Annotated in this window: 22 protein-coding genes, 3 tRNA genes and 1 riboswitch; of the genes, 19 read left to right on the top strand and 6 right to left on the bottom strand. The window is 44.6% G+C overall.

From position 1 onward, the window contains the following. Positions 1-197 precede the first annotated feature (197 nt). From EXT48_RS15095 to speD, 6 genes are all read left to right on the top strand, one after another. Positions 198-1,409 carry an aspartate aminotransferase family protein gene (locus EXT48_RS15095; protein WP_010607071.1) on the top strand — a complete coding sequence of 404 codons (1,212 nt, stop codon included), beginning with the start codon at positions 198-200 and terminating at the stop codon, positions 1,407-1,409. Positions 1,410-1,476: 67 nt separating this feature from the next. Next, positions 1,477-2,490 (top strand): arginine N-succinyltransferase, encoded by a 1,014-nt coding sequence (gene astA, locus EXT48_RS15090; protein WP_010368879.1) that lies wholly within the window; start codon positions 1,477-1,479, stop codon positions 2,488-2,490. Between the two features lie 15 nt (positions 2,491-2,505). After that, the gene (astD, locus tag EXT48_RS15085; RefSeq protein ID WP_010368876.1) at positions 2,506-3,978 is read left to right on the top strand and encodes a succinylglutamate-semialdehyde dehydrogenase; all 1,473 of its coding nucleotides are present in this window, start codon (positions 2,506-2,508) and stop codon (positions 3,976-3,978) included. A gap of 152 nt (positions 3,979-4,130) precedes the next feature. Continuing rightward, the gene (locus tag EXT48_RS15080; RefSeq protein WP_029215895.1) at positions 4,131-4,466 is read left to right on the top strand and encodes a DUF3802 family protein; all 336 of its coding nucleotides are present in this window, start codon (positions 4,131-4,133) and stop codon (positions 4,464-4,466) included. 102 nt (positions 4,467-4,568) lie between these two features. Further along, on the top strand, positions 4,569-4,982 hold the full coding sequence (locus EXT48_RS15075) for an OsmC family protein (protein WP_010607074.1): 414 nt from the start codon (positions 4,569-4,571) through the stop codon (positions 4,980-4,982). 85 nt (positions 4,983-5,067) lie between these two features. Further along, on the top strand, positions 5,068-5,877 hold the full coding sequence (speD, locus tag EXT48_RS15070; protein WP_010607075.1) for an adenosylmethionine decarboxylase: 810 nt from the start codon (positions 5,068-5,070) through the stop codon (positions 5,875-5,877). 131 nt (positions 5,878-6,008) lie between these two features. Here speD and EXT48_RS15065 read toward each other — a convergent pair whose 3' ends face one another. The 3 genes from EXT48_RS15065 to EXT48_RS15055 form a co-directional block, all read right to left on the bottom strand. Then, entirely contained in the window at positions 6,009-6,662 is a 654-nt protein-coding gene (locus EXT48_RS15065) for a hypothetical protein (protein WP_130164945.1), read from the bottom strand. After that, entirely contained in the window at positions 6,659-6,940 is a 282-nt protein-coding gene (locus EXT48_RS15060; protein ID WP_239358910.1) for a hypothetical protein, read from the bottom strand. Before EXT48_RS15060 ends, EXT48_RS15065 begins: the two co-directional genes overlap by 4 nt. Positions 6,941-7,097: 157 nt before the next feature. Further along, a complete protein-coding gene (locus EXT48_RS15055) occupies positions 7,098-7,448 on the bottom strand; it encodes a helix-turn-helix transcriptional regulator (RefSeq protein ID WP_130164944.1) in 351 nt (116 codons plus the stop codon). 346 nt (positions 7,449-7,794) lie between these two features. On the opposite strand from EXT48_RS15055, the gene EXT48_RS15050 reads away from it, so the two are divergent. Further along, positions 7,795-8,028 (top strand): hypothetical protein, encoded by a 234-nt coding sequence (locus EXT48_RS15050; protein ID WP_010368835.1) that lies wholly within the window; start codon positions 7,795-7,797, stop codon positions 8,026-8,028. Between the two features lie 125 nt (positions 8,029-8,153). Here the strand turns inward: EXT48_RS15050 and EXT48_RS15045 are convergent, their stop codons facing one another. Next, positions 8,154-10,232, bottom strand: a complete 2,079-nt coding sequence (locus EXT48_RS15045; protein ID WP_130164943.1) for a TonB-dependent receptor — start codon at positions 10,230-10,232, stop codon at positions 8,154-8,156. Positions 10,233-10,343: 111 nt separating this feature from the next. Here EXT48_RS15045 and EXT48_RS15040 point away from each other — a divergent pair, with 111 nt between their 5' ends. The 8 genes from EXT48_RS15040 to EXT48_RS15005 all read left to right on the top strand — a co-directional run bounded on the left by EXT48_RS15040 (position 10,344) and on the right by EXT48_RS15005 (position 18,106). Further along, on the top strand, positions 10,344-10,733 hold the full coding sequence (locus EXT48_RS15040; RefSeq protein ID WP_045962603.1) for a thioesterase family protein: 390 nt from the start codon (positions 10,344-10,346) through the stop codon (positions 10,731-10,733). 155 nt (positions 10,734-10,888) lie between these two features. Further along, positions 10,889-11,308, top strand: coding sequence for an META domain-containing protein (locus EXT48_RS15035; RefSeq protein ID WP_010368829.1), 420 nt, complete (start codon positions 10,889-10,891; stop codon positions 11,306-11,308). A 68-nt stretch (positions 11,309-11,376) separates the two neighbouring features. Beyond that, a riboswitch (TPP riboswitch) is annotated at positions 11,377-11,506 on the top strand. A gap of 118 nt (positions 11,507-11,624) precedes the next feature. Then, positions 11,625-13,577, top strand: a complete 1,953-nt coding sequence (thiC, locus tag EXT48_RS15030; protein WP_039494060.1) for a phosphomethylpyrimidine synthase ThiC — start codon at positions 11,625-11,627, stop codon at positions 13,575-13,577. Positions 13,578-13,798: 221 nt separating this feature from the next. Next, a complete protein-coding gene (locus EXT48_RS15025) occupies positions 13,799-14,812 on the top strand; it encodes an FAD-dependent oxidoreductase (protein ID WP_130164942.1) in 1,014 nt (337 codons plus the stop codon). Continuing rightward, a complete protein-coding gene (thiS, locus tag EXT48_RS15020) occupies positions 14,809-15,006 on the top strand; it encodes a sulfur carrier protein ThiS (protein WP_010368823.1) in 198 nt (65 codons plus the stop codon). The genes EXT48_RS15025 and thiS overlap by 4 nt, the downstream gene beginning before the upstream one ends. A 2-nt stretch (positions 15,007-15,008) precedes the next feature. Next, positions 15,009-15,806 carry a thiazole synthase gene (locus EXT48_RS15015; protein ID WP_130164941.1) on the top strand — a complete coding sequence of 266 codons (798 nt, stop codon included), beginning with the start codon at positions 15,009-15,011 and terminating at the stop codon, positions 15,804-15,806. Positions 15,807-15,840: 34 nt separating this feature from the next. Beyond that, positions 15,841-17,364: a thiamine phosphate synthase gene (thiE, locus tag EXT48_RS15010; protein ID WP_130164940.1), complete on the top strand. Its 1,524-nt coding sequence runs from the start codon at positions 15,841-15,843 to the stop codon at positions 17,362-17,364. Next, positions 17,357-18,106, top strand: coding sequence for a HesA/MoeB/ThiF family protein (locus EXT48_RS15005; RefSeq protein ID WP_130164939.1), 750 nt, complete (start codon positions 17,357-17,359; stop codon positions 18,104-18,106). The genes thiE and EXT48_RS15005 overlap by 8 nt, the downstream gene beginning before the upstream one ends. A 25-nt stretch (positions 18,107-18,131) precedes the next feature. Here EXT48_RS15005 and asd read toward each other — a convergent pair whose 3' ends face one another. Continuing rightward, on the bottom strand, positions 18,132-18,998 hold the full coding sequence (gene asd / locus EXT48_RS15000; protein ID WP_039494070.1) for an archaetidylserine decarboxylase: 867 nt from the start codon (positions 18,996-18,998) through the stop codon (positions 18,132-18,134). 99 nt (positions 18,999-19,097) lie between these two features. Further along, on the bottom strand, positions 19,098-20,150 hold the full coding sequence (gene rsgA / locus EXT48_RS14995) for a small ribosomal subunit biogenesis GTPase RsgA (protein WP_010368812.1): 1,053 nt from the start codon (positions 20,148-20,150) through the stop codon (positions 19,098-19,100). A 161-nt stretch (positions 20,151-20,311) separates the two neighbouring features. Here rsgA and orn point away from each other — a divergent pair, with 161 nt between their 5' ends. The 4 genes from orn to EXT48_RS14975 all read left to right on the top strand — a co-directional run bounded on the left by orn (position 20,312) and on the right by EXT48_RS14975 (position 21,561). Beyond that, positions 20,312-20,857: an oligoribonuclease gene (orn, locus tag EXT48_RS14990; RefSeq protein WP_010607090.1), complete on the top strand. Its 546-nt coding sequence runs from the start codon at positions 20,312-20,314 to the stop codon at positions 20,855-20,857. Positions 20,858-21,101: 244 nt separating this feature from the next. Then, positions 21,102-21,177: transfer RNA gene (locus tag EXT48_RS14985), tRNA-Gly, on the top strand. A 116-nt stretch (positions 21,178-21,293) separates the two neighbouring features. After that, positions 21,294-21,369 (top strand) — tRNA-Gly (locus tag EXT48_RS14980). Between the two features lie 116 nt (positions 21,370-21,485). Then, positions 21,486-21,561, top strand: a tRNA-Gly gene (locus EXT48_RS14975). Position 21,562 lies beyond the last annotated feature (1 nt).

The following is a 21,562-nucleotide window of genomic DNA, read 5'->3' as shown; positions in this document are numbered from 1 at the left end:
ACGTGGTATAAGTGAGACAAATGGCGCTTTTTCTGAAATAATGAGCGTATGAATTTTGTGCCATCAAGGGGCGGGTCAAAATACATAGCACCGAATTGGTGTGAATAAATATCCTATCAAGTGGCGGCAACGCGCCGACCTCCAAAAGGAAATGACTCCTTGTTTGCACTTTCACTCACCAAATATGAGGAAATAAAATGACTATCAATCGTGAATTGTTTGACGACGTAATGGTACCTAACTACGCACCTTCAGCGGTAATTCCAGTGAAAGGTGAAGGTTCTCGAGTATGGGATCAGGAAGGTCGTGAGTACATCGACTTTGCTGGTGGTATCGCAGTTAACTGTCTAGGTCATTGTCACCCAGCTTTGGTGGGCGCGCTTAAAGAGCAAGGCGAGAAAATTTGGCATCTGTCTAACGTGATGACTAATGAGCCTGCACTACGTTTAGCGAAAAAGCTAACTGATGCGACGTTCGCAGAGAAAGTCTACTTTGCAAACTCTGGTGCAGAAGCGAACGAAGCGGCGCTTAAGTTAGCACGCCGTTGGGCACTAGATAAGTTTGGTGCTGAAAAGTCGCAAATCATCTCTTTCAACAAAGGTTTCCACGGCCGTACTTTCTTCACTGTAACTGTAGGTGGTCAAGCTGCATACTCTGATGGCTTTGGTCCAAAGCCGGGCGACATCGTTCACACAGACTATAACGATTTAGCGGCATTTGAAGCGCTTATTTCAGACAACACTTGTGCCGTGATGATGGAGCCGCTACAAGGCGAAGGTGGTATCATTTCACCAACTGCTGAGTTTGTAAAAGGTGTTCGTGAGCTGTGTGACAAGCACAATGCGCTACTTATTTTTGATGAAGTGCAAACTGGTGTTGGCCGTACTGGTGATTTGTATGCATACCAAGGTTTAAACGTAACCCCTGATATTTTAACAACGGCTAAAGCACTTGGCGGTGGTTTCCCTATCGGCGCGATGATCACAACAACTGAGATTGCTGCGCACCTAAAAGTGGGAACTCATGGTTCTACCTACGGCGGTAACCCGCTGGCGTGTGCGGTTGCAGAAGCAGCATTCGACACAGTAAACACAACAACAGTACTTGATGGCGTAAAAGCAAAAGAGCAGCTGTTCCGTGAACTGCTAAACGACATCAACGAAAAGTACAACGTATTCACCGAAGTACGTGGTAAAGGTCTATTGCTTGGTGGTGTAGTCACTGAAAAGTACGAAGGCAAAGCAAAAGAATTCTTGGTTGAAGGTATCAAGCAAGGCGTGATGTCACTTGTTGCAGGTGCAAACGTAGTACGTTTCACTCCATCTCTTGTTATTCCAGAAGCTGACATCCGCGAAGGGATGGCACGTTTTGAAAAAGCCGTTGCTGCGGTAGTTGCTAACAACGCTTAATACTGGTTGCAAGGTCACCTTTTGGTGGCCTTGTTGTTATCCACATTTTTGAGGAGTAAGCGGGCTCATGATGATCCTTCGCCCAATCCAAGAAAGCGATTATCCAGCGCTTTTAAACATTGCTCACGAATCAGGTCACGGTTTTACCTCTTTGCCTGTAAACGAAGAGCTATTACAGAAGAAGATTGCACGCTCAGTTGCTTCATTTGGCAAGCAAGCTGACAAGCCTTTTGATGAAGGTTATTTATTTGTATTAGAAGATACTGAAACAGGCGAGGTGGTTGGTACCAGCGGTATCGAAGCTGCGGTTGGTTTAGATGATGCGTTTTATCATTATCACCTAAGCAAAGTGATCCACTCTTCACGCACACTCGATGTTTATAAAGCAGTGGATATTTTAACGCTATGTAATGACTACACTGGCGCGACGGAATTATGCACCCTGTTTTTGAAAGATGGCTATCGCAAAGGCGCAAACGGCAAACTGCTGTCTCGCTCTCGCTTTATGTTTATCAATCAACATCGCGATCGTTTTGCTGAAACCGTTATCGCGGAAATGCGCGGTGTTTCTAATGAGCAAGGTGAAAGTCCGTTCTGGCAATGGCTTGAAGAGCATTTCTTCTCGATGGATTTCCCGACAGCGGATTATCTAACGGGGATTGGCCAAAAGGTCTTTATTGCTGAATTAATGCCTAAGTACCCAATCTACGTGAACCTGCTTAGTAAAGAAGCACAAGCAGTGATTGGTGAAGTTCACGACAATACGCGCCCTGCTATTGAGCTACTAAAAAGCGAAGGTTTCACATTTAATGGTTATGTTGATATCTTCGACGCGGGTCCAACGGTAGAAGCAAAAGTGGGGAATATCCGCACGGTTCGCAATAGTGAAACTCGTACTGTGAAAATAGGCGAAAGCAACGGTGGATTCCCTGTTATGGTCGCAAATGGTAAACTTGTTGATTATCGCGCGGCGGTAATCGAGTTAGCCCTGACTGATAGCAATGAAGTGACGCTTGCTCCACATGTTGCCGCGGCGCTAAAAGTTGAAGAAGGCGATCAAGTAAGCCTAGTAAAGATTTAAGATTGGGAACAGATTATGACAACACATGCAGCACAACTAATAAATGGTGAGTGGATTGCAGGACAAGGCGCAAGCTTTAGCTCTGTAAACCCAGCAAACAACGACGTTATTTGGAGCGCAAACGCAGCTACTGCTGAGCAAGTTGATGGCGCAGTAAAAGCGGCTCGTGAAGCTTTCTATTCATGGAGCGACATGAGCTTTGAAGCGCGTCTAGAAATTGTTAAGCGTTTCGCTGAAGTACTAAAAGAAAATAGCGAAGAGCTGGCTATCGCAATTGCTAAAGAAACGGGTAAGCCACTTTGGGAAACTCGTACAGAAGCGGGTGCTATGGTAGGTAAAATCGCGATTTCTGAGAAAGCCTATCAAGAGCGTACAGGTGTTGTTGAAAATCCAATGCCAGTTGGCCGTGCCGTGATCCGTCACAAGGCACATGGTGTAGTTGCTGTATTTGGCCCATATAACTTCCCAGGTCACTTACCTAATGGCCACATCGTACCTGCGCTACTTGCTGGTAACACGGTTATCTTTAAGCCATCTGAACTGACGCCTTATGTTGCTGAGCTAACGCTTAAATACTGGCAACAAGCGGGTCTTCCTGCTGGTGTGATTAACCTAGTTCAGGGTGAAGTTGAAACAGGTAAAGCACTTGCGTCACACGCGGGTATTGACGGCTTATTCTTTACAGGCTCTTCTCGTACGGGTCACTTGCTACATGAACAATATGCAGGTCAACCGGGTAAGATCCTAGCGCTTGAAATGGGTGGTAATAACCCACTTATCGTAAAAGACGTAGCGGATACCAAAGCGGCAGTACACGACATTATTCAATCTGCGTTTATCTCAAGTGGTCAACGTTGTACCTGTGCTCGTAAACTATTCCTTCCTGCAGGTGAACAAGGTGACACAATCCTTGAGCAACTGATCAAAGCAACTAAAGCGATTAAAGTGGGTAACTTTGACGATGCAGATCAACCGTTCATGGGTTCAATGATCTCAAATGCTGCCGCCGCTGGCATGGTAAAAGCACAGCAACAGCTTGTTGAGCTTGGTGGTGAGTCGCTTATCGAGCTTACACACACAGAAGGCACAGGCTTTGTGACGCCAGGGATCATCGAATGTACTAACATTGCAGACTTCCCTGATGAAGAACACTTTGGTCCGCTGTTAAAAATATTCCGCTACACAGACTTTGACGCTGCTATTGAAAAAGCGAACGAGACAAGCTTTGGCTTATCAGCAGGTCTGCTTGGCGACAACGAAGCTGACTACGACCGTTTCTTACGTCGTATTCGTGCAGGTATCGTAAACTGGAACCGCCCAATCACTGGCGCTTCAAGTGCAGCTCCGTTTGGTGGTATCGGTGCATCAGGTAACCACCGTGCAAGTGCATACTACGCGGCAGATTACTGTGCATACCCAGTGGCTTCTGTGGAACTAGAAAAGGTAACTTTACCTTCTAGCTTGAGCCCAGGTTTATCTTTGGATTAAAATGCCAATATTGAGGTTTACTCAATAAAAATTGATAAGAAAAGCAGCTTCGGCTGCTTTTTTGTGTCTAGTTGACTACAAAAGTAGCAATCGAAAAAACTTTCTGCTTAAATCAATAGGAGATGTCTTTGATAGGTTCGGGTGAGCAAAGTATGGTTTTAGATAAACAAGGGTACGATGATTTAGTCATGTATTTGACGCAAAACTTAGCCTTGTTTGAGAAGTCTGGGACGGTTGAACCAGGGGCTCCAACAGTCATGGAATTAATCGAAGATGTGATCGCTGAAAACGTTATCCGTATATGCGAGCAGCACACTGAGTTATCTACAGAGCAGCGCAGCATGATCGTGCGTGAGGTAGATGGCATTGTGTACGACTTACAAGAAGTGCTATCAAGTGTTGTTGACAGACGTGTCACCGTAGAACAAAAAGAATTTATCGAAGAATTCGCGGGTTTGGTCAAAAACCTGTTTGATTCTGCTGTATAGCTTGGCACAATCACTATCGACAGTGTAGAAAACACACTTAGAGGCAATTCTAGGTTTAAGTACACCGCCATTTGGCGGTGTTATGCTTTATAGAGGATAACTATGTTAGCTAGCGTAAAATGGGTTGAAGGAGATACCTTTATCGGTCGCTCTGCGTCGGGACATAATGTGGTATTTGATGCCGGTTCTGATAGTGCTGCGCCAAGTCCAATGGAGATGGTATTAATGTCAGCGGGATGTTGTTCGTCAGTCGATGTAGTCAGCATTCTACAAAAAGCGCGTCAGGATGTTACCGACGTGGAAGTAAAATTAACCGCAGAGCGCGCAGAAAGCGCACCTAGGGTTTTTACCAAGATCAATTTACACTTCGTGGTGAAAGGGCGTAATGTCTCTGAAAAACACCTAGAAAGAGCCGTAAGTTTATCCGCTGAAAAGTATTGCTCAGTGGCATTAATGCTTGAAAAAGCAGTAGAAATTACGCATAGCCATGAAGTGGTTGAAATTGACGAAAAATAACGCTTTTTCATAGCGCTATTTTCGTATAAAATCCGCGAACTTTTGTTTCTGCAGCGCAGATTTTTTGTATTAAGGTGGGTCTATCGTGAACAAGCCCTTTGATAAAATTAAACTCCATGGCTTTAACAACTTAACTAAGAGTTTAAGCTTTAGCATTTACGATATTTGCTACGCCAAGACCGAGCAGCAACGTAAAGAATATCTAGAATATATCGATGAGCAGTACAGTGCTGATCGTTTGACGGATATTCTAAAAGACGTAACGGATATCATCGGTGCAAACGTACTGAATATCGCACGTCAAGATTATGAACCACAAGGGGCGAGTGTGACGATATTAGTATCAGAAGAGCCTGTTGATCAACAGACTTTTGATAGTAATGAAGCTCCAGGTCCACTTCCTGAGTCAGTGGTAGCACACTTAGATAAGAGTCACATCTGTGTTCATACTTATCCTGAAGCACACCCTGATGATGGCATTTGTACTTTTAGAGCTGATATCGAAGTTTCAACGTGTGGCATTATTTCGCCACTTAAAGCGCTTAACTTCTTAATTCACTCTTTAGAGTCAGATGTGGTGACGATTGACTATCGTGTTCGTGGATTTACTCGTGACGTTAATGGTGTTAAACACTATATCGACCACGCAATTCACTCGATCCAGAATTACATGACGGAAGATACTAAAGACGCATACCACATGGTAGACGTAAACGTGTATCAAGAGAACCTATTCCATACGAAGATGATGCTTAAGGAAACAGACCTAAATGCATATCTATTTGGAATTAGTACTGATGATTTAGATGCAGACGAAGAGGAAGAAATTCGTCTTAAGCTGAATCGTGAAATTCAGGAAGTGTTCTACGGTCGCAATTTACCAGAAACTGAATAATCAGCGGTAAATTGAGGAATTAAAAAAGGCGCGCAAGCGCCTTTTTTAATGTCTGAAATTTCTTGTTAAGTCATCATATAAGCGCATAGAGCACGACTGTACCTGCTTATAAGGTGACAGTTATAAAGTCACTAAGATTCGCTTTCCAATTCCTCATCTGGCGTATCAGGGCGCTGCCGTTCGACAAAGATAGTAGCCAGTATGGTGGTGACTACGCAGGAAAGTAAAATCGACTTTAGGATTTCGTAGTTATAGTATATTAAGCCCCAGCTCCAGAATTGTTTGGCAAAGCTTTCATCTACACCGAAATGTTCTAAATTACGAATAATATTTTCACCGAAGGCCGCGAGGTCAACTAGAATAAACGCAAAGTAAATGCCATATAGGATAGGGTCTGCATGAGTCATATATATGGAACGCCAATTATTTGAACTAGTATGCTTGATATAGCGTAAAGACAAGCTAACTCGATATTTAAGAAATAACAGAGTCACGAAGTCTACAATAAAATGGCTCCCAAAAATAAAACCATTTCCTTGATACGCAGGTAACCCTGAGGCACTTAATTCCAAGATATACTTGATTAAAACATATTCAACGGCTGTAATTGCAAGGAGCACCGCTGATATATGTTGCAAATTCACTAACTGACGAGAGAGACATGTCAAAACAACCAAAAGTACCATTGTGTGAATTTGGTAGGCAAAATCAGTATAATAATGAATAGCTGCAAATGCAGCTGTCATTAAGATCACCAATAGAAAAAAGTACCAAGAGTTTTTCATTTATTTCCCTTTAGTAATGGACTAGTTGTAATTCCGCGAGATGAGGGCTTATCGAGCTTTGGATCATCTAATTTATCTCCATGACTTCCACCAGTCACTTGATTGATCGAATTTATATTCAGTGATAACTTTCTACTTGGCGCTGCTGAGTCACTTTCGACTTTTGGGTCTTTTACTTTTGGCCCAAGCGATCCACCAGATACCCTGTTAGCTTGTTTTTGGGAAAGTGCTGTTAAAGTTACGAGTCGGTTAGCTATATTTTTTATAAAAAAGCGCATAATGACGTCCTTTCTAAGTTAAGTTTTGCGGTGTTTAATTTCCACTCCACTTTACTCCTTAACAATAAAGTTGAAAACATTGTGTTGCAAATGGACCTTATTCGTAACTTTATTGTTTGCCATTGTGGTGAGGGGCAATGAAAGTGCGCGTCTTTCATTAGCCGTTATCCTCGTTGCTTGATTTATTATTTCGCGGTGTTGGCGACTTACGCCATAATTTGGCGTCGTCAATTTTGTCTCTTAGGGCAAGGATTTGTTCTCTAAGTGGGTTGAGGTTGATGCCGCAGGTGTCGCACCATATTTCAAAATATTCGTAGGGAAATTTGCTTACGCCTTTTTCATAGTTTTCGTAAGTGCCACGCTCCACGCCGACCAAATTAGCCATTTCTTGCGTGGTTTTGCCGGCGACTTTGCGCATGCGACGCAGGTCGTCTCCTGTAAAGCGCTTATCAAATTTCCCCACCAACTCAATCCTTTTTGCCTGTCGCACTCGCGTAACAAACAGCATCAGTCCCTATTTAGCTGGATGTACGCTATTTGTTTGTCTCTATTGTTCGCTTAACCAAGTTGCATTTTTGTATCTAAACCGTAAACGCGAGTCTATCGTAGAAAATTTCTTTTTCAAGAGTAGTCCGTCTAAAAATGAACATTTTGTTGCATTTAATTAATCTTCGCTCGATTTTTTAGGCGAAGCCTGAGATGAGTAACTCATTATTTAACTGAGGTGTTGCTACGATGGTGCTGGCGTTTTTAATTAATTTACAAATAAATTCAAAAAAATTTTCTTCGCGCAGATTTTTGCTCGAAGCTTTTGTTACTTTAGTGTGAAATAAAGTGACATGTTGGAGAGCAATATGGATTATCTACGCCAATATCATGACTTAACGATTTATTACGATGCCCTCAAGAAGGCGGCAAGGCAGGGTAACGAGGTGCCAGACACCACAACCAAATGGTTAGCACTGGTGGAAACAACCCTGTTTGAACTGCAAGAGCTTGCCCATATGGAAAAGGCTTACATGCAGAAGTCAAAAACGATGAATAATCTGGTTGAGTTGGTGTATTCCAGTGCCCCAAGCATGGAATAACTAAAAGGGTAATTGCTTTTTGAGTTTTTGCGGTGAGGGGGAACGTTTTACTCTAATTTTACGTTCCCCCTTTTTTCTTTTTGTGCCCGTTTATCGCCTTATGTGTAGGCGATAAACGGGTCGTACTACAGTTCGTAAGTAAAACTTAGGCCATAAACGCGTGGCTCGCCGTATTGTACATAGGTGTTGTCTTGCCAGCCGTCTAGTGGATTATTACCAAACCTAAAGCCACGTACTACAATGTCTTCGTCTGCTAGGTTTCTACCCCAAGCCGTTAATGACCAGTTGTCACCATAGTAACTAAGGCTTGCGTTGATCAGGTTATGATTACGCGCTTGTTCGTTGTGACTATCCGAGAGGTAATAGTTGTCTTTGCCTTCCACACCTAATTCAACCACTAGGTTATCCATTAACTCGTAATTAACGGCAAACGAGTATTGATAATTTGGCGCTTGTGCTTGGTCGCGACCATCAAGGTTTAGGCCACTGGCAGCCACAAAGTCTTCAATCTCGGTCTCTAAATAGCCTGCGCTGTAGCTAAAACCAAGACGGTCCGTATATTGTAGGTTACCTTCAACTTCTAGGCCGTAGTTACTGCCTTTACTGGCGTTGTCGATGTAGCCTGCAAATTGCTGGTTAGAAACTTGCCATTGCTTTAACTGGATATCATCGCGTTGCATATAAAACGCGGTAACCCGTACAAGGTGACGTTTGTCTTCAGACTCACCCTTTACACCAAACTCAGCGTTCCAAACATACTCAGGGTCAAAGTAATGGTGTTCGGCCGGAATGTTTAAACCTTCATCTTTGGCTTTTGCCAGAGCCTCACCATTTACACCACCCACTTTGTAACCGCGAGTAAGGCTGGTGTAGATCATAGTGCGCGGTACAACTTGATATTCAAGTGCGACTTTTCCGCCCCACATTACATCATCGGTTTCGATACTAAAGCCGTTACTATCTAAATAGTCAGCGTCATATTGCTCCGCGCGAAGACCACCGATTAGGCGAGTTTTGTCTGAAAGGTGATGCACGTATTGACCAAAAATCGCTTTACTTTCTACGGTGTATGCTGACGTAAATGGGTTCTCAAGCCAAGTGTAATGACGGGTCAAATCAACATCGTTACGCTTTGCAAAAACACCTACCACCCAGTCATTTTGTTTATCTTTGATTAAAAACTCTATGTTGCCATTTTCATGGTTACGCCCGTAGGCATCGGTTGAGCTATATCCTTCAGGGTGTAATCCTGCTGCGCATAGCGCTGGTTGAGCTGCGTCGTTACATACCCAATCTTCGTCGTAGCTATACAAAGTATCAGCATCTAGCCCAGATACTTTAAATTCGACATTGAATAAGTCTGAGCGAGTGTAAATTCCGCGTAGTGAAAACGCATCGGAGCTGAGGTTGTCTTGGCCCGGGGTATCAGCGACGCTGTTACGTGAATTATCCAAGGTAAAACCGTCGTACCCGTTTTCAGTATCAATATGGTGATAAGCAAACTCTAGTGCGAGATTATCGCTCACTTGAGAGTTAAGTTTCACTCTTGCTACTTGCTCGTCTTGTTGCTGAGTGGGTTTGTTTAGGTAGAGGTTATCTACGTAACCGTCAGACTCTCGTTGATAGAGGCTGACGCGCACAGCGGTGTCGTCGCTTAACCCTGTGCCCGCCGCAAGGCCTGCTTCGTAGCTACTATAATTACCTGCGCCTAACTTCACTTTTAATGAGGGCGCTGTGGTAGCGGCTTGGGTATTTACTTCAACGATTCCTGCTAAAGCATCAGAACCGAATTTAGTGCCTTGAGGGCCGCGATACACCACCACTGACTCAGTATCAAAAAGCAGCGCACTTGCGCCTAATCCAGAATAATTAATACCGTCAATTAATAAGCCAACGCTGGGATAAATAGGATCAACAAACTGTGAACGTAAGCCGATACCACGGATTTGCATAAAGCGACCACGAGACGCACCTGCCGTAAAGTTAACGTTAGCGGTGGCACCTAGTATCTCATCTAAATATTGCGCACCACGCTTAGCGATAGTGAGTTCGTCAACCACCGAAGCGCTTGCACTTAATGTCTGGATAGTTTCATTCTGAAAATCGCCAGTGACGACAATGGTTTCTAGGTTATCGTCGGCAAGTGCCTGATGAGAGAAAAATGGCAGCAGTGCCAAGGTGATCGTAGAGAGTTTTAACTTCATGCTTAATCTTTGTCCCATTTTTAATTGGGCACAGTTTAACAAAAGCCAGACCAGTTGACAGTGAAATTGTGTTATATGTTAGCCCGCAAATGTTAAACAAATAGGCCAGATATGAGTTTTAAAGTTGATTTTAAAGTCCGAGACTATGAGTGTGACTTACAGGGAATAGTTAATAACAGCGTGTATTTTAATTATTTAGAGCACGCAAGACATGAGTTTTTATTGGCGAATAACGTTGATTTTGCAGCGCTTGCAGAGCAAAAAGTGAACTTAGTCGTTATTCGTAGCGAAATGAATTACAAAGACTCGTTACGTCCAGGCGATGAGTTTTATGTTGAAGTCGCACTTGAGCGTGAAAGCAGAGTAAAGTTCGCATTTAAGCAAAAAGTGATAAGAGCGCATGACAATAAACTCATGCTTGATGCTGTGGTCACTGGAACTTCGGTGAATGAGCGCGGTAGACCGTTTTTACCAGACGCTATTACACACTTATTTAATTAGGGCCTGTTTATCTTTCAAGTCAGGCCCTAAATACTACGATATGTAAACATGGCGACGGTAAAATACTCAATTGAGTGATTTTTACAGAATTTTACTGCTATTTTTGTATCTTGAAACGTTATAATAAACTCAGGGCATAAAATAGATGGTTTACCATGAAATTCATCAGCATAATCGGCGCAATAATGGCGCTTAGTGGATGTATATCGACAGGGAAGGTAGACACGGAAGCACTTAAGTATTCCGCTTGGCAGTTACAGAGTATTAATGGCCAAAATATTACGCAATTACAATCAGACGCTGGACTTGGTGAAAAGCCTATTGATATTCGTTTTATCGATGCACTGCAAGTCAATGGTTTTGCGGGTTGTAATCGCTTTTTTGGCGAAGGCGAAATTGTCGAAGGGCAGTTAAAAGTTAAAAACTTAGGCATGACGCGTAAGTACTGTGGTGAAGAAATCGCTCAGGTTGAATCGCAGCTTATTAACCAATTACAAATTGGTGTCTTGCTTGAAGTAAATGCTAATAAGTTGACCTTAAAAGGAAAACCTCAGTTTAGTTTTATTAAACAATAAGCTGAAAATAAGAATTCCAGTGTCAGTGCTTGCGAGCTTTCGTGTTAGCAAGTAGACTGGCGCTAATTCGTTACTTGTCGGAGTGCCTTGAATTTTTGCAGCAAATTTGTTGCAGATAGTCGGGCTGAGATCGCATTTTGCGGGATCCGTGGACCTGATCAGGTTAATGCCTGCGTAGGGAACAAGACAGCAAACGCGCTGCGTTTGTCTGTAGCAATAGTGGTTTATTGCTATCCACCTTACCCGAGGACTATCCTCGTCTCTCTCCTTTTGGAGATCTGACAAGACACCTTTGTATGAAAATAAGAGGAACGTCATGTCAAACAATAGTAGCAAGCTAAGTCGTCGTGAAGCGCGAGCAGCCGCGGCAGAATTTATCCATAACCTTAAAGGCCAACCTTTTCCAAACTCACATAAAGTTTATGTGGAGGGTGAACAAGCAGGCGTACGCGTTGGTATGCGTGAAATCACACTAAGTGATTCGTTTGTAGGTGGCACCGAGGAAAATCCCGTATTTGAATCAAACGATCCCATTCGTGTTTATGATACTTCAGGTCCATACACAGATCCTGAAGTACCGGTTGACGTTCGTGCTGGTCTTCCTAAATTTAGAGAGCAGTGGATAGTTGAGCGCGATGATACTGAAATGCTAGAGTCGGTGACGTCACAGTTTTCTCAGCAGCGTATGGCGGATGAAGGACTTGATCATATTCGCTTTGAACATTTACCTAAAATTCGCCGTGCCAAGGCGGGTAAAAATGTCACGCAAATGCACTACGCCCGCCAAGGCATAGTGACGCCTGAAATGGAATATGTGGCGATCCGTGAAAATATGGGACGCGCTAAGTTGCGTGAAGAATTGCTCGCGCAGCAACACAAAGGCCAATCGTTTGGAGCCAGTATTCCTGAGTTTATTACGCCTGAATTTGTGCGTGATGAAATCGCCCGTGGTCGTGCTGTACTACCAAACAATATTAATCACCCTGAGACTGAGCCGATGATTATCGGACGTAACTTCTTAGTCAAAGTTAACGCCAATATTGGTAACTCATCAGTGACCTCTTCTATCGAAGAAGAAGTGGAAAAAATGGTATGGTCGACCCGTTGGGGTGCAGATACCGTAATGGATCTGTCGACAGGGCGCTACATTCATGAGACCCGCGAGTGGGTGGTACGTAACTCTCCTGTGCCTATCGGTACGGTTCCAATCTATCAGGCACTAGAAAAAGTGAATGGCGTTGCCGAAGATCTAACGTGGGAGATCTTCCGCGATACCTTGATTGAGCAAGCTGAGCAAGGCGTGGATTACTTTACTATCCATGCGGGAGTACTACTGCGTTACGTGCCAATGACGGCAAAACGCGTGACGGGTATTGTGTCTCGCGGTGGTTCAATTATGGCGAAGTGGTGTTTAGCGCATCACAAAGAAAACTTCCTCTACACGCACTTTGAAGACATCTGTGAAATCTTAAAGCAATACGATGTTTGTTTCTCGTTAGGTGATGGCTTGCGTCCGGGTTCTATTGCCGATGCCAATGATGAAGCGCAATTTAGCGAACTGCGTACCCTTGGTGAGTTAACTAAGCTTGCGTGGAAACACGATGTTCAGGTCTTTATTGAAGGCCCAGGACACGTGCCGATGCATATGATCAAAGAGAATATGGAAGAGCAGCTAAAGCACTGCGATGAAGCACCGTTTTACACGCTTGGCCCACTCACTACCGATATCGCTCCGGGTTATGATCACTTCACCTCTGGGATTGGTGCGGCGCAAATTGCGTGGTATGGCTGTGCGATGCTGTGCTATGTGACACCAAAAGAACACTTAGGCTTACCGAATAAAGAAGATGTAAAAGAAGGCCTGATCACCTACAAAATAGCGGCGCATGCAGCGGATCTGGCGAAAGGCCATCCGGGCGCTCAAGTTCGTGACAATGCGCTGTCTAAAGCACGTTTTGAGTTCCGCTGGCACGATCAGTTCAATCTCGGTCTAGATCCAGAGCGTGCTCGTGAATATCACGATGAGACCTTGCCGCAAGAGTCGGGCAAAGTCGCTCATTTCTGCTCTATGTGTGGTCCTAAATTCTGCTCGATGAAGATCACTCAGGATGTGCGTGACTATGCAAAAGAGTTAGAGGCGCGAGGCATTGATCCTAATAATGTAGGCGAAGAGATCAGCATTAAAATGGTGGATGTTGAAGCCGAGATGAAAGCAAAGTCAGAAGAGTTTAAGCAATCAGGCTCTGAGCTTTACCACAAAGCCTTATGATACCACTTTGTCTTAATACTTGCTCAATTTGAGGGAGTAAATCTGACGCTAACTGCGTTAAAAGTTTCTTATTTAGAACAACTAAATAGCAAAACTTTTGCCTTGTTATCGACAAGATTTTCTTGCCTCAAAATAGATCACTTAATAAAGCAAATTGGTATAACTCATCCCATCATAGCCACCTTGATGCCCGTCGGGTGGTTAATTTTAGGAGTGTAGCTATGTCTACTCAAGCACGTGTTGCTATCTTGGGTTTTGGCTTAACTGGGCGCATCGCTGCATTGATGCTCGCTGAGCGTTATCAAATCAGCGTATTTGAACAAGCAAAGCAAGGTACGGAGAGCTCAGCAGGTAGTGTGGCGGCGGCCATGTTAGCGCCGTTGGCTGAGTCTGTGATATGCGATGAAGCATTGGCGCTGCAAGGGCTGGAGTCCATGAAACTGTGGCCACAATTACTGGCGAAGCTGGAAAGCCCGGTATTTTTCCAGCAGCAAGGCTCTCTTATTGTGGCACATGGTCAAGACCGTGGTGATTTAGTGAGTTTTCAGCAGCGCTTAAAACCGTTAAGAGATCATAGCGCGGAAGTGGTAAATGGCGCTCGGATCGCGCAATTGGAACCAGAGCTTGGCGGTGTCTTTCATCAAGGCTTGTATTTACCTTGCGAAGGCCAGCTTGATAATCAGGCGTTTTATCAAAGTAGTGCGGCAACATTGACGAAGCAAGGGGTAGAGATTAACTACGGTGTTCATTGTGACGAAGCGCAAAAGGCGCAGCTTAGTCAAGCGTATGACTGGGTGATTGATTGTCGCGGTCTTGGTGCGAAAGCCACGTGTAATGGGCTTCGTGGTGTGCGCGGCGAAGTGGCGAGAATTTATGCCCCAGAAGTGACCTTGACTCGACCTGTGCGCTTGATGCACCCAAGATACCCCATTTACATTGCGCCAAAGCCAGACCATCAGTTTGTTATTGGTGCGACGGAAATTGAGTCGCAAGATAATGGTGAGATAACGGTACGTTCTACACTCGAATTACTCTCTGCTGCTTATTCAGTTCATCGTGGGTTTGCCGAAGCGCGAGTATTGTCTTTATTAGCAGGACTTAGACCTGCGTTTAAAGATAATCACCCCAAAATTGAACAACAAGGTAATGTGATCAGTATCAATGGCTTATATAGACACGGTTATCTGCTGGCACCGCTTATCGTGAAACAAGCACTATCTAAGGAGTTATTATGAAAGTCGAATTTAATGGCGAAACGATTAATATCAACCGCGAGCAAAATATTCAGGAATTTATTGAAGCCAGAGGTGCCAAGCCGCCTTTTGCCGTCGCGCTTAATGGTACTTTTGTTTCCCGCACGGAGCTGCCAAGCGTGACATTGAGCGACGGCGATAAGATTGAGCTTTTATCGCCAATTCAAGGGGGATAAATATGCAGTCTTTGACTGATACTAAGCTCACTATTTATGGTGAACAATTTACTAGCCGCATGTTAATTGGCTCAGCACTTTATCCTTCTCCGGAGGTAATGCAGGGGGCTATCGCCACCTCGGGTGCTGAAATTGTTACTGTGTCGCTGAGACGCCAGCAAACTAAGCAGGCGGGTGATGACTTTTGGTCGCTTATCAAAGAGATGGGACTACGAGTCTTACCAAACACGGCTGGCTGCCATAGCGTAAAAGAAGCAGTGACTTTGGCGCAGATGTGCCGGGAAGTGTTTGCCACGGATTGGATTAAACTTGAACTCATTGGTGATGAATATAACTTACAGCCAGACCCAATTGCATTGCTCGAAGCCACCGAAATTTTGCTAAAAGACGGGTTTAAGGTATTGCCTTATTGCACTGATGATTTGGTGCTGTGTCAGCGTTTAGATGCACTTGGTTGTGAAGTTTTAATGCCTTGGGGCGCACCAATTGGTACGGGAAAAGGGCTGTTAAATCCATATAACCTGCAAACCATTCGCACGCGTTTACCTCATCAAACCTTGATTGTCGATGCGGGACTCGGCTTGCCGTCTCATGCTTGCCAAGCTCTAGAGCTGGGTTATGATGCCGTACTATTGAATTCGGCAGTGGCAGGGGCGGGTTGTCCTATCACCATGGCAAAAGCGTTTGAAGCCAGCACGGTTGCAGGGCGCCTGTCTTATTTGGCAAAAGCAATGCCACAAAAAGAGGTGGCATCACCTTCTACGCCAACCTTAGGCATGCCTTTTTGGCACGCAAACTAACTTGAATTGCGGATAACTATATAAGGAGTTCTCTTTGTCACATATCGTTTGGAGTATTGCGGGTTCTGATTCTGGCGGCGGCGCTGGTATTCAAGCGGATATCAAAGCAACACAGAGCTTTAATGTTCATTGTTGTACCGTAGTAACTGCGTTGACGGCGCAAAATAGTTTAGGGGTGGAAGCGTTAAACCCGGTTTCGACCACAGTTATCGAATCTCAGCTAACGGCGCTTTCACAAGATATGCCTGCAACGGTGATAAAGATTGGCATGCTCGCCAATGTTCAGCAGATCCAACTGATCGCTGAACACCTCGAGCATTATAAAGCAACATGGGAAAAGCCGCCGCTTGTGGTTTATGACCCAGTAGCCATCGCGACGAGCGGGGATTCATTAACCGAAGAAGACACGGTGGATGCGTTAAAAACCCATTTATTACCGCTGGTGGATATCATTACACCCAATACACACGAAACTCAGCTGCTGACAGGCGTGTATTTGATAGGTCCTGAAGCGGTAAAAGAGGCTGCTGCCAAATTGCGTGAATTCGGTGCAAAGTCGGTGATCATTAAAGGCGGTCATTGGGATTACCCAAAAGGCTACTGCATTGATTATGGCTTAGCGGGTGATACCGAGTATTGGCTTGGCAATGAGAAAATTCAAACACCGCATAGCCATGGTACTGGGTGTAGTTTATCGTCAGTGATCGCGGCATGTATGGCCAAGGAGTACCCATTTAAAGATGCTTTTATTCTCGCTAAGGCATACATCAATGCAGGGCTAAAAGCGGCGATACGTTATGGTGAAGGAGTGGGCCCTGTTGCGCATACGAGTTTTCCTGTTGATCTCAATGATTACCCGCAAGTGATAGAAGCGGGCTCTTGGCTTGCTGATGAACTAGAGTTTGCATTACCTGAGGAGTTTAATTTTGCCGCAGGCTTTGCCAGCGTTGACGACCCTATTGGCCTTTATGCCGTGGTGGACAGCGCTGATTGGGTGGAAAAATGTCTCGCATTAGGTGTCGATACGGTGCAGCTGAGAATTAAAGATCCAGAGCAAGCTAATCTTGAAGCTGAAATACAAACCGCCATTGCACTTGGACAAAAATACGATGCGAAGGTGTTTATTAACGACTACTGGCAGTTAGCGATTAAACACGGCGCTTATGGAATTCATTTAGGCCAAGAGGATATCGATAAAGCTAATCTTGTTGTCATCCAAGAGGCAGGGCTGCGCTTAGGTATTTCAACCCATGGTTTTTATGAAATGCTCCGGGCACATAACTATCGCCCAAGTTATTTGGCTTTTGGTGCTATCTACCCAACCACGACTAAAGACATGACCGGCCAAATCCAAGGGCTGGAAAAGCTGACACATTTTGTACCTTTGATGCAGAGTAGCTATCCAACCGTCGCTATTGGTGGCATTGATCTTAGTCGCGTGCCAGAAGTGGCCGCAACTGGCGTATCTAGTATTGCGGTTGTAAGAGCCATCACTGAAGCCCAAGATCCACAACAGGCTGTACTTGAATTAAAGCAAGCTATGGCGCAACATGACTGAACTCAATGACAAAGAGCGGTTGAGGTATAGTCGCCATTTGCTGTTAAAAGAGGTCGGTGAGCAAGGCCAACTCGCATTGAAACAGGCGCATGTGGCTGTGGTTGGCTGCGGTGGGCTGGGAAGCCCTGCGTTGTTTTACTTAGCGGCGAGTGGCATTGGTAAGCTTACTTTTGTTGATGACGACGACGTGGAATTGTCTAACTTACAAAGGCAAATTCTGTATAAGGTGAACCACCTTGGCCAGCAAAAAGCCAAAGCAGCTGGAAAGGTGCTGGCAAGTCTTAATAACGAGATCGCACTAGTACCAATAAATGCGAGACTGACTGATAAGAACGTCGCCGAGTTGCTCCGTGATGCCGATATTGTCTTGGATTGCAGCGATAACTTTACTACCCGTTATTTGCTCAATAGGTATTGTCATCAAGCGAGCAAGTTGTTGATAGCAGGCGCTGCTATCGCTACACAAGGCCAACTCATGTGCTTTGATTTTAGGGCTGAGTCACCTTGTTATGCTTGCGTTTTCCCTGAGGGTTCGCAAACACCAGTGGAGAGTTGTGACAACTTTGGCGTCATTAGTCCATTACTGGGAGTGATCGGCGCGCAGCAAGCTTTATTGACCATAAATGTGCTACTTGGACATCATCAAGGAAGTGTATTTTGTACGCTAGAGGGTATGAGTTTGCAGCAAAAGCTGTATGGGCTCAGTAAAAACCCCGAGTGTGAATGTTGTGGCTTGAGATAGTTTCAAGCCACTAATACCAATTAGTCTACTCTGCTATTTTTGCGAAAGGCGTACCCATGCGTGTGACGGTCTCTGGGTTTTGGCCATCTAAGAACTCAGCCTTATTTGCCCCCCACGCTAAGATCACGGTAGAGCCAAGTTTAAAGCGACCCATCTCTTCGCCTTTTTTCAGCGTTATCGCGTTGTCACCTTCTGCTGGATATGTCCAAGTAAAGACATCTCTTCCGGCTGGTGGTGTCACTGTACCGGCCCAAATCGTCTCAATACTCGCGACGATAGTTGCACCAACCAATACCATAGAAAGCGGACCAATCTCAGTGTCAAAAATAGCAACAACTCGCTCGTTACGAGCAAATAAATTAGGCACATTTTGCGCGGTAAGTGGATTTACTGAGAATAAGTCGCCCGGTACATAAATCATTTTACGAAGTGTACCATCAACCGGCATATGGATACGGTGATAATCCTTCGGTGCTAGATAAATCGTTGCAAACTTACCACCAACATAAGGCGCAACGTCTTCTTCTTTACCGCCTAGCAGCGTCTGTAAGCTGTAGTTGTGACCCTTAGCTTGGATAATCTGACCATCGACGACATCACCAAGTTGGCTGATTGCACCATCCACTGGGTGGGCAAGGATATCGCTCTCTTCTGCCAAAGGACGGATCCCCGGCTTCAGTGGACGGGTAAAAAACTCGTTAAAGGTTTTGTAGTGAGCTGGATCTTCGTGCAATGCCTCGCTCATGTCGATTTTATATTGTTTGATAAACAGCTTAATTAGCTTTGTGGTTAAGGCGCCAGCTTCTGCTGCGGCAAGCTTACCAACCAAACGAGAAACCGCATGTTTAGGTAATGCATATTGCATGGCAATTTTTAGTTTATCCAAATTCACTTTTAACAGTTCCTAATTATTAGTCTTGTCACTTTCGCTTTTTTTGTATTGCGAAGTGGCTATCGGGCTCAAGTCATTGAGCCAATTTAGCAAATATTATCAGACTCTCGGCGCGCGCGCACCTGCGCGGCCATCAGCCATAGATTCTAAAATACGATGGTAACTTTCAAAACGTAATTCGCTGATTTTACCTTCATCTACGGCTTCACGAAGTAAGCATCCCGGATCGTTCAGGTGTTTACAGTCTCTAAAGCGGCAGCCACCAATAAATTCCCTAAATTCTTTAAAGCACCAAGTGACGCGTTCCACGTCTAAGTGCCATAGGCCGAACTCACGGATCCCTGGGCTGTCGATCAGGTTTCCACCGGACGGCAAGTGGTGTAAGCGCGATACTGTGGTTGTATGTTGCCCTAAGCCACTATTTTCGGAGACTTCTTTGGTGAGAATATCTGCATTGGGCAGTACCGTATTGACCAACGTTGATTTGCCAACCCCTGATTGTCCAACAAAAATGTTATTTTTGTCCTCAAGCATGTGTTTTAACTCGTCAATGCCTTCGCCTGATTTTGTACTGACTAACAGTACGCGATAGCCAAGCTCACGATATATATCTAAGACTTCATCAATATATTCGAGGCTTTCTTGGTCAAGCAAATCAATTTTATTGAGTAATAAAATCGGCTCTATCCCCATATCCTCACACGCGACTAAATAGCGATCGATGATTTGAGGGGTAAATTCGGGCACAACGGCCGACACCATCAATATTTGGTCAATATTCGCAGCGACAACTTTCACACCGTCATAAAAATCCGGACGAGTGAGTTGTGTGCGCCTTTCATGTACAGCCTCAATTACGCCGGCTAAGTCACCATCACTGACCTTGGCACGACGAAAAATGACTTCATCACCGCAAACTAAGCTTGTTACGGTACGACGGATATTGCAACGCAAAACCTCTTGGTCTGTGGTTTCTATATCCGCATGTTGGCCGAAGCGGCTGATCACCACTGCGGCTTCTGTTGGCCCTAAGTTGTCGTTTTGCCATGAAACATCAGATACTTCTGTCTCTTTCGCTTTATCGATTCGCTTCTGATGATTGGCTTTAATCCGACGGGATTGGCCCTTACTGAGTTTCTTTTTCTTTGCCATGTTTATAATCTGTTTAAGCTTAGGCGTGCAGAGCGTTCAAATTTAGGCTATAAATCAATAAAACGCCGCGCATGGTAAAAAAAGCTTTAGGTCGAGTGTTTAAACTAATATGATATATCTAATTGCATTGGATCTAAAGGAAAGTACCGCTAAGGTAAAGTATGACTTTTCATGAATCAAACTTGATCTGGCTCGATCTAGAGATGACGGGGCTAGAACCGAAAACAGATAAAATCTTAGAAATCGCGACGGTGATCACAGACGGTGATCTCAATGTTTTAGCTGAAGGTCCAGTAGTGGCAATTCATCAAAGTGATGAGCTGTTGGACAATATGGATGAGTGGTGCACCAATCAACATGGTCGCTCAGGTCTGACTGCTCGCTGTAAAGCGAGTAAATTCACGGAAGCAGATGCAGTTAAGCAAACACTAGATTTCCTTAAAGAGTGGGTGCCGCCAGGTGCTTCACCAATGTGTGGTAACTCTATTGGTCAAGACCGTAGATTCCTCAACAAATACATGCCAGAGCTAGAAGCTTATTTCCACTATCGCAATTTGGACGTCAGTACGATAAAAGAACTTGCGAGACGCTGGAAGCCTGAACTATTGGGTGAGATAAAGAAAAAAAGCTCTCACTTAGCACTGGATGATATCAAAGACTCCATCATGGAGCTGAAAGTTTACCAAGAAAAATTCTTCAAAGTTTAAAAAACACTTGCAAAGCAAATTTTATCTTGTAGAATCCTGCCCCGCTTGAGATGACAAGCCTTGCGGGGTTTCTTGAGCATTAATAAAGCAGTATAAGCTCAGCTGTTATAGGTAAAGACGCGATCTGGCGTAGTTACCGACAAATCCAGAGCTAAATATGTGATGCGGCACTAGCTCAGCTGCTAAAACGTTAGACGCGACCTCAAGGTTGCGCCCAGCGGAAAACTAAGAGCTATATCGGAATGCGGCACTAGCTCAGCTGGTAGAGCGCGACCTTGCCAAGGTCGAGGTCACGAGTTCGAACCTCGTGTGCCGCTCCAAACACTTGTTTTAGGTGTATAAACTAAAAAATGTAATGCAGCACTAGCTCAGCTGCTTCAGGTAAGGACGCGACCTTGCCTTTATTACCGACAACATAATGAGCTAACTATGGAATGCGGCACTAGCTCAGCTGGTAGAGCGCGACCTTGCCAAGGTCGAGGTCACGAGTTCGAACCTCGTGTGCCGCTCCAAACACTTACTTTAGGTGTATAAACTAAAAAATGTGATGCGGCACTAGCTCAGCTGCAGTAGGTAATCAACGCGACCTTGCGTAATTACCGACAATATAATGAGCTAACTATGGAATGCGGCACTAGCTCAGCTGGTAGAGCGCGACCTTGCCAAGGTCGAGGTCACGAGTTCGAACCTCGTGTGCCGCTCCAA

Source organism: Pseudoalteromonas sp. CO348 (assembly GCF_004208845.1).
Classification (GTDB): Bacteria; Pseudomonadota; Gammaproteobacteria; order Enterobacterales; family Alteromonadaceae; genus Pseudoalteromonas; species Pseudoalteromonas maricaloris.
The sequence above is the reverse complement of the archived record's forward strand: the minus strand, read 5'-3'. Positions and strand labels throughout refer to the sequence as shown.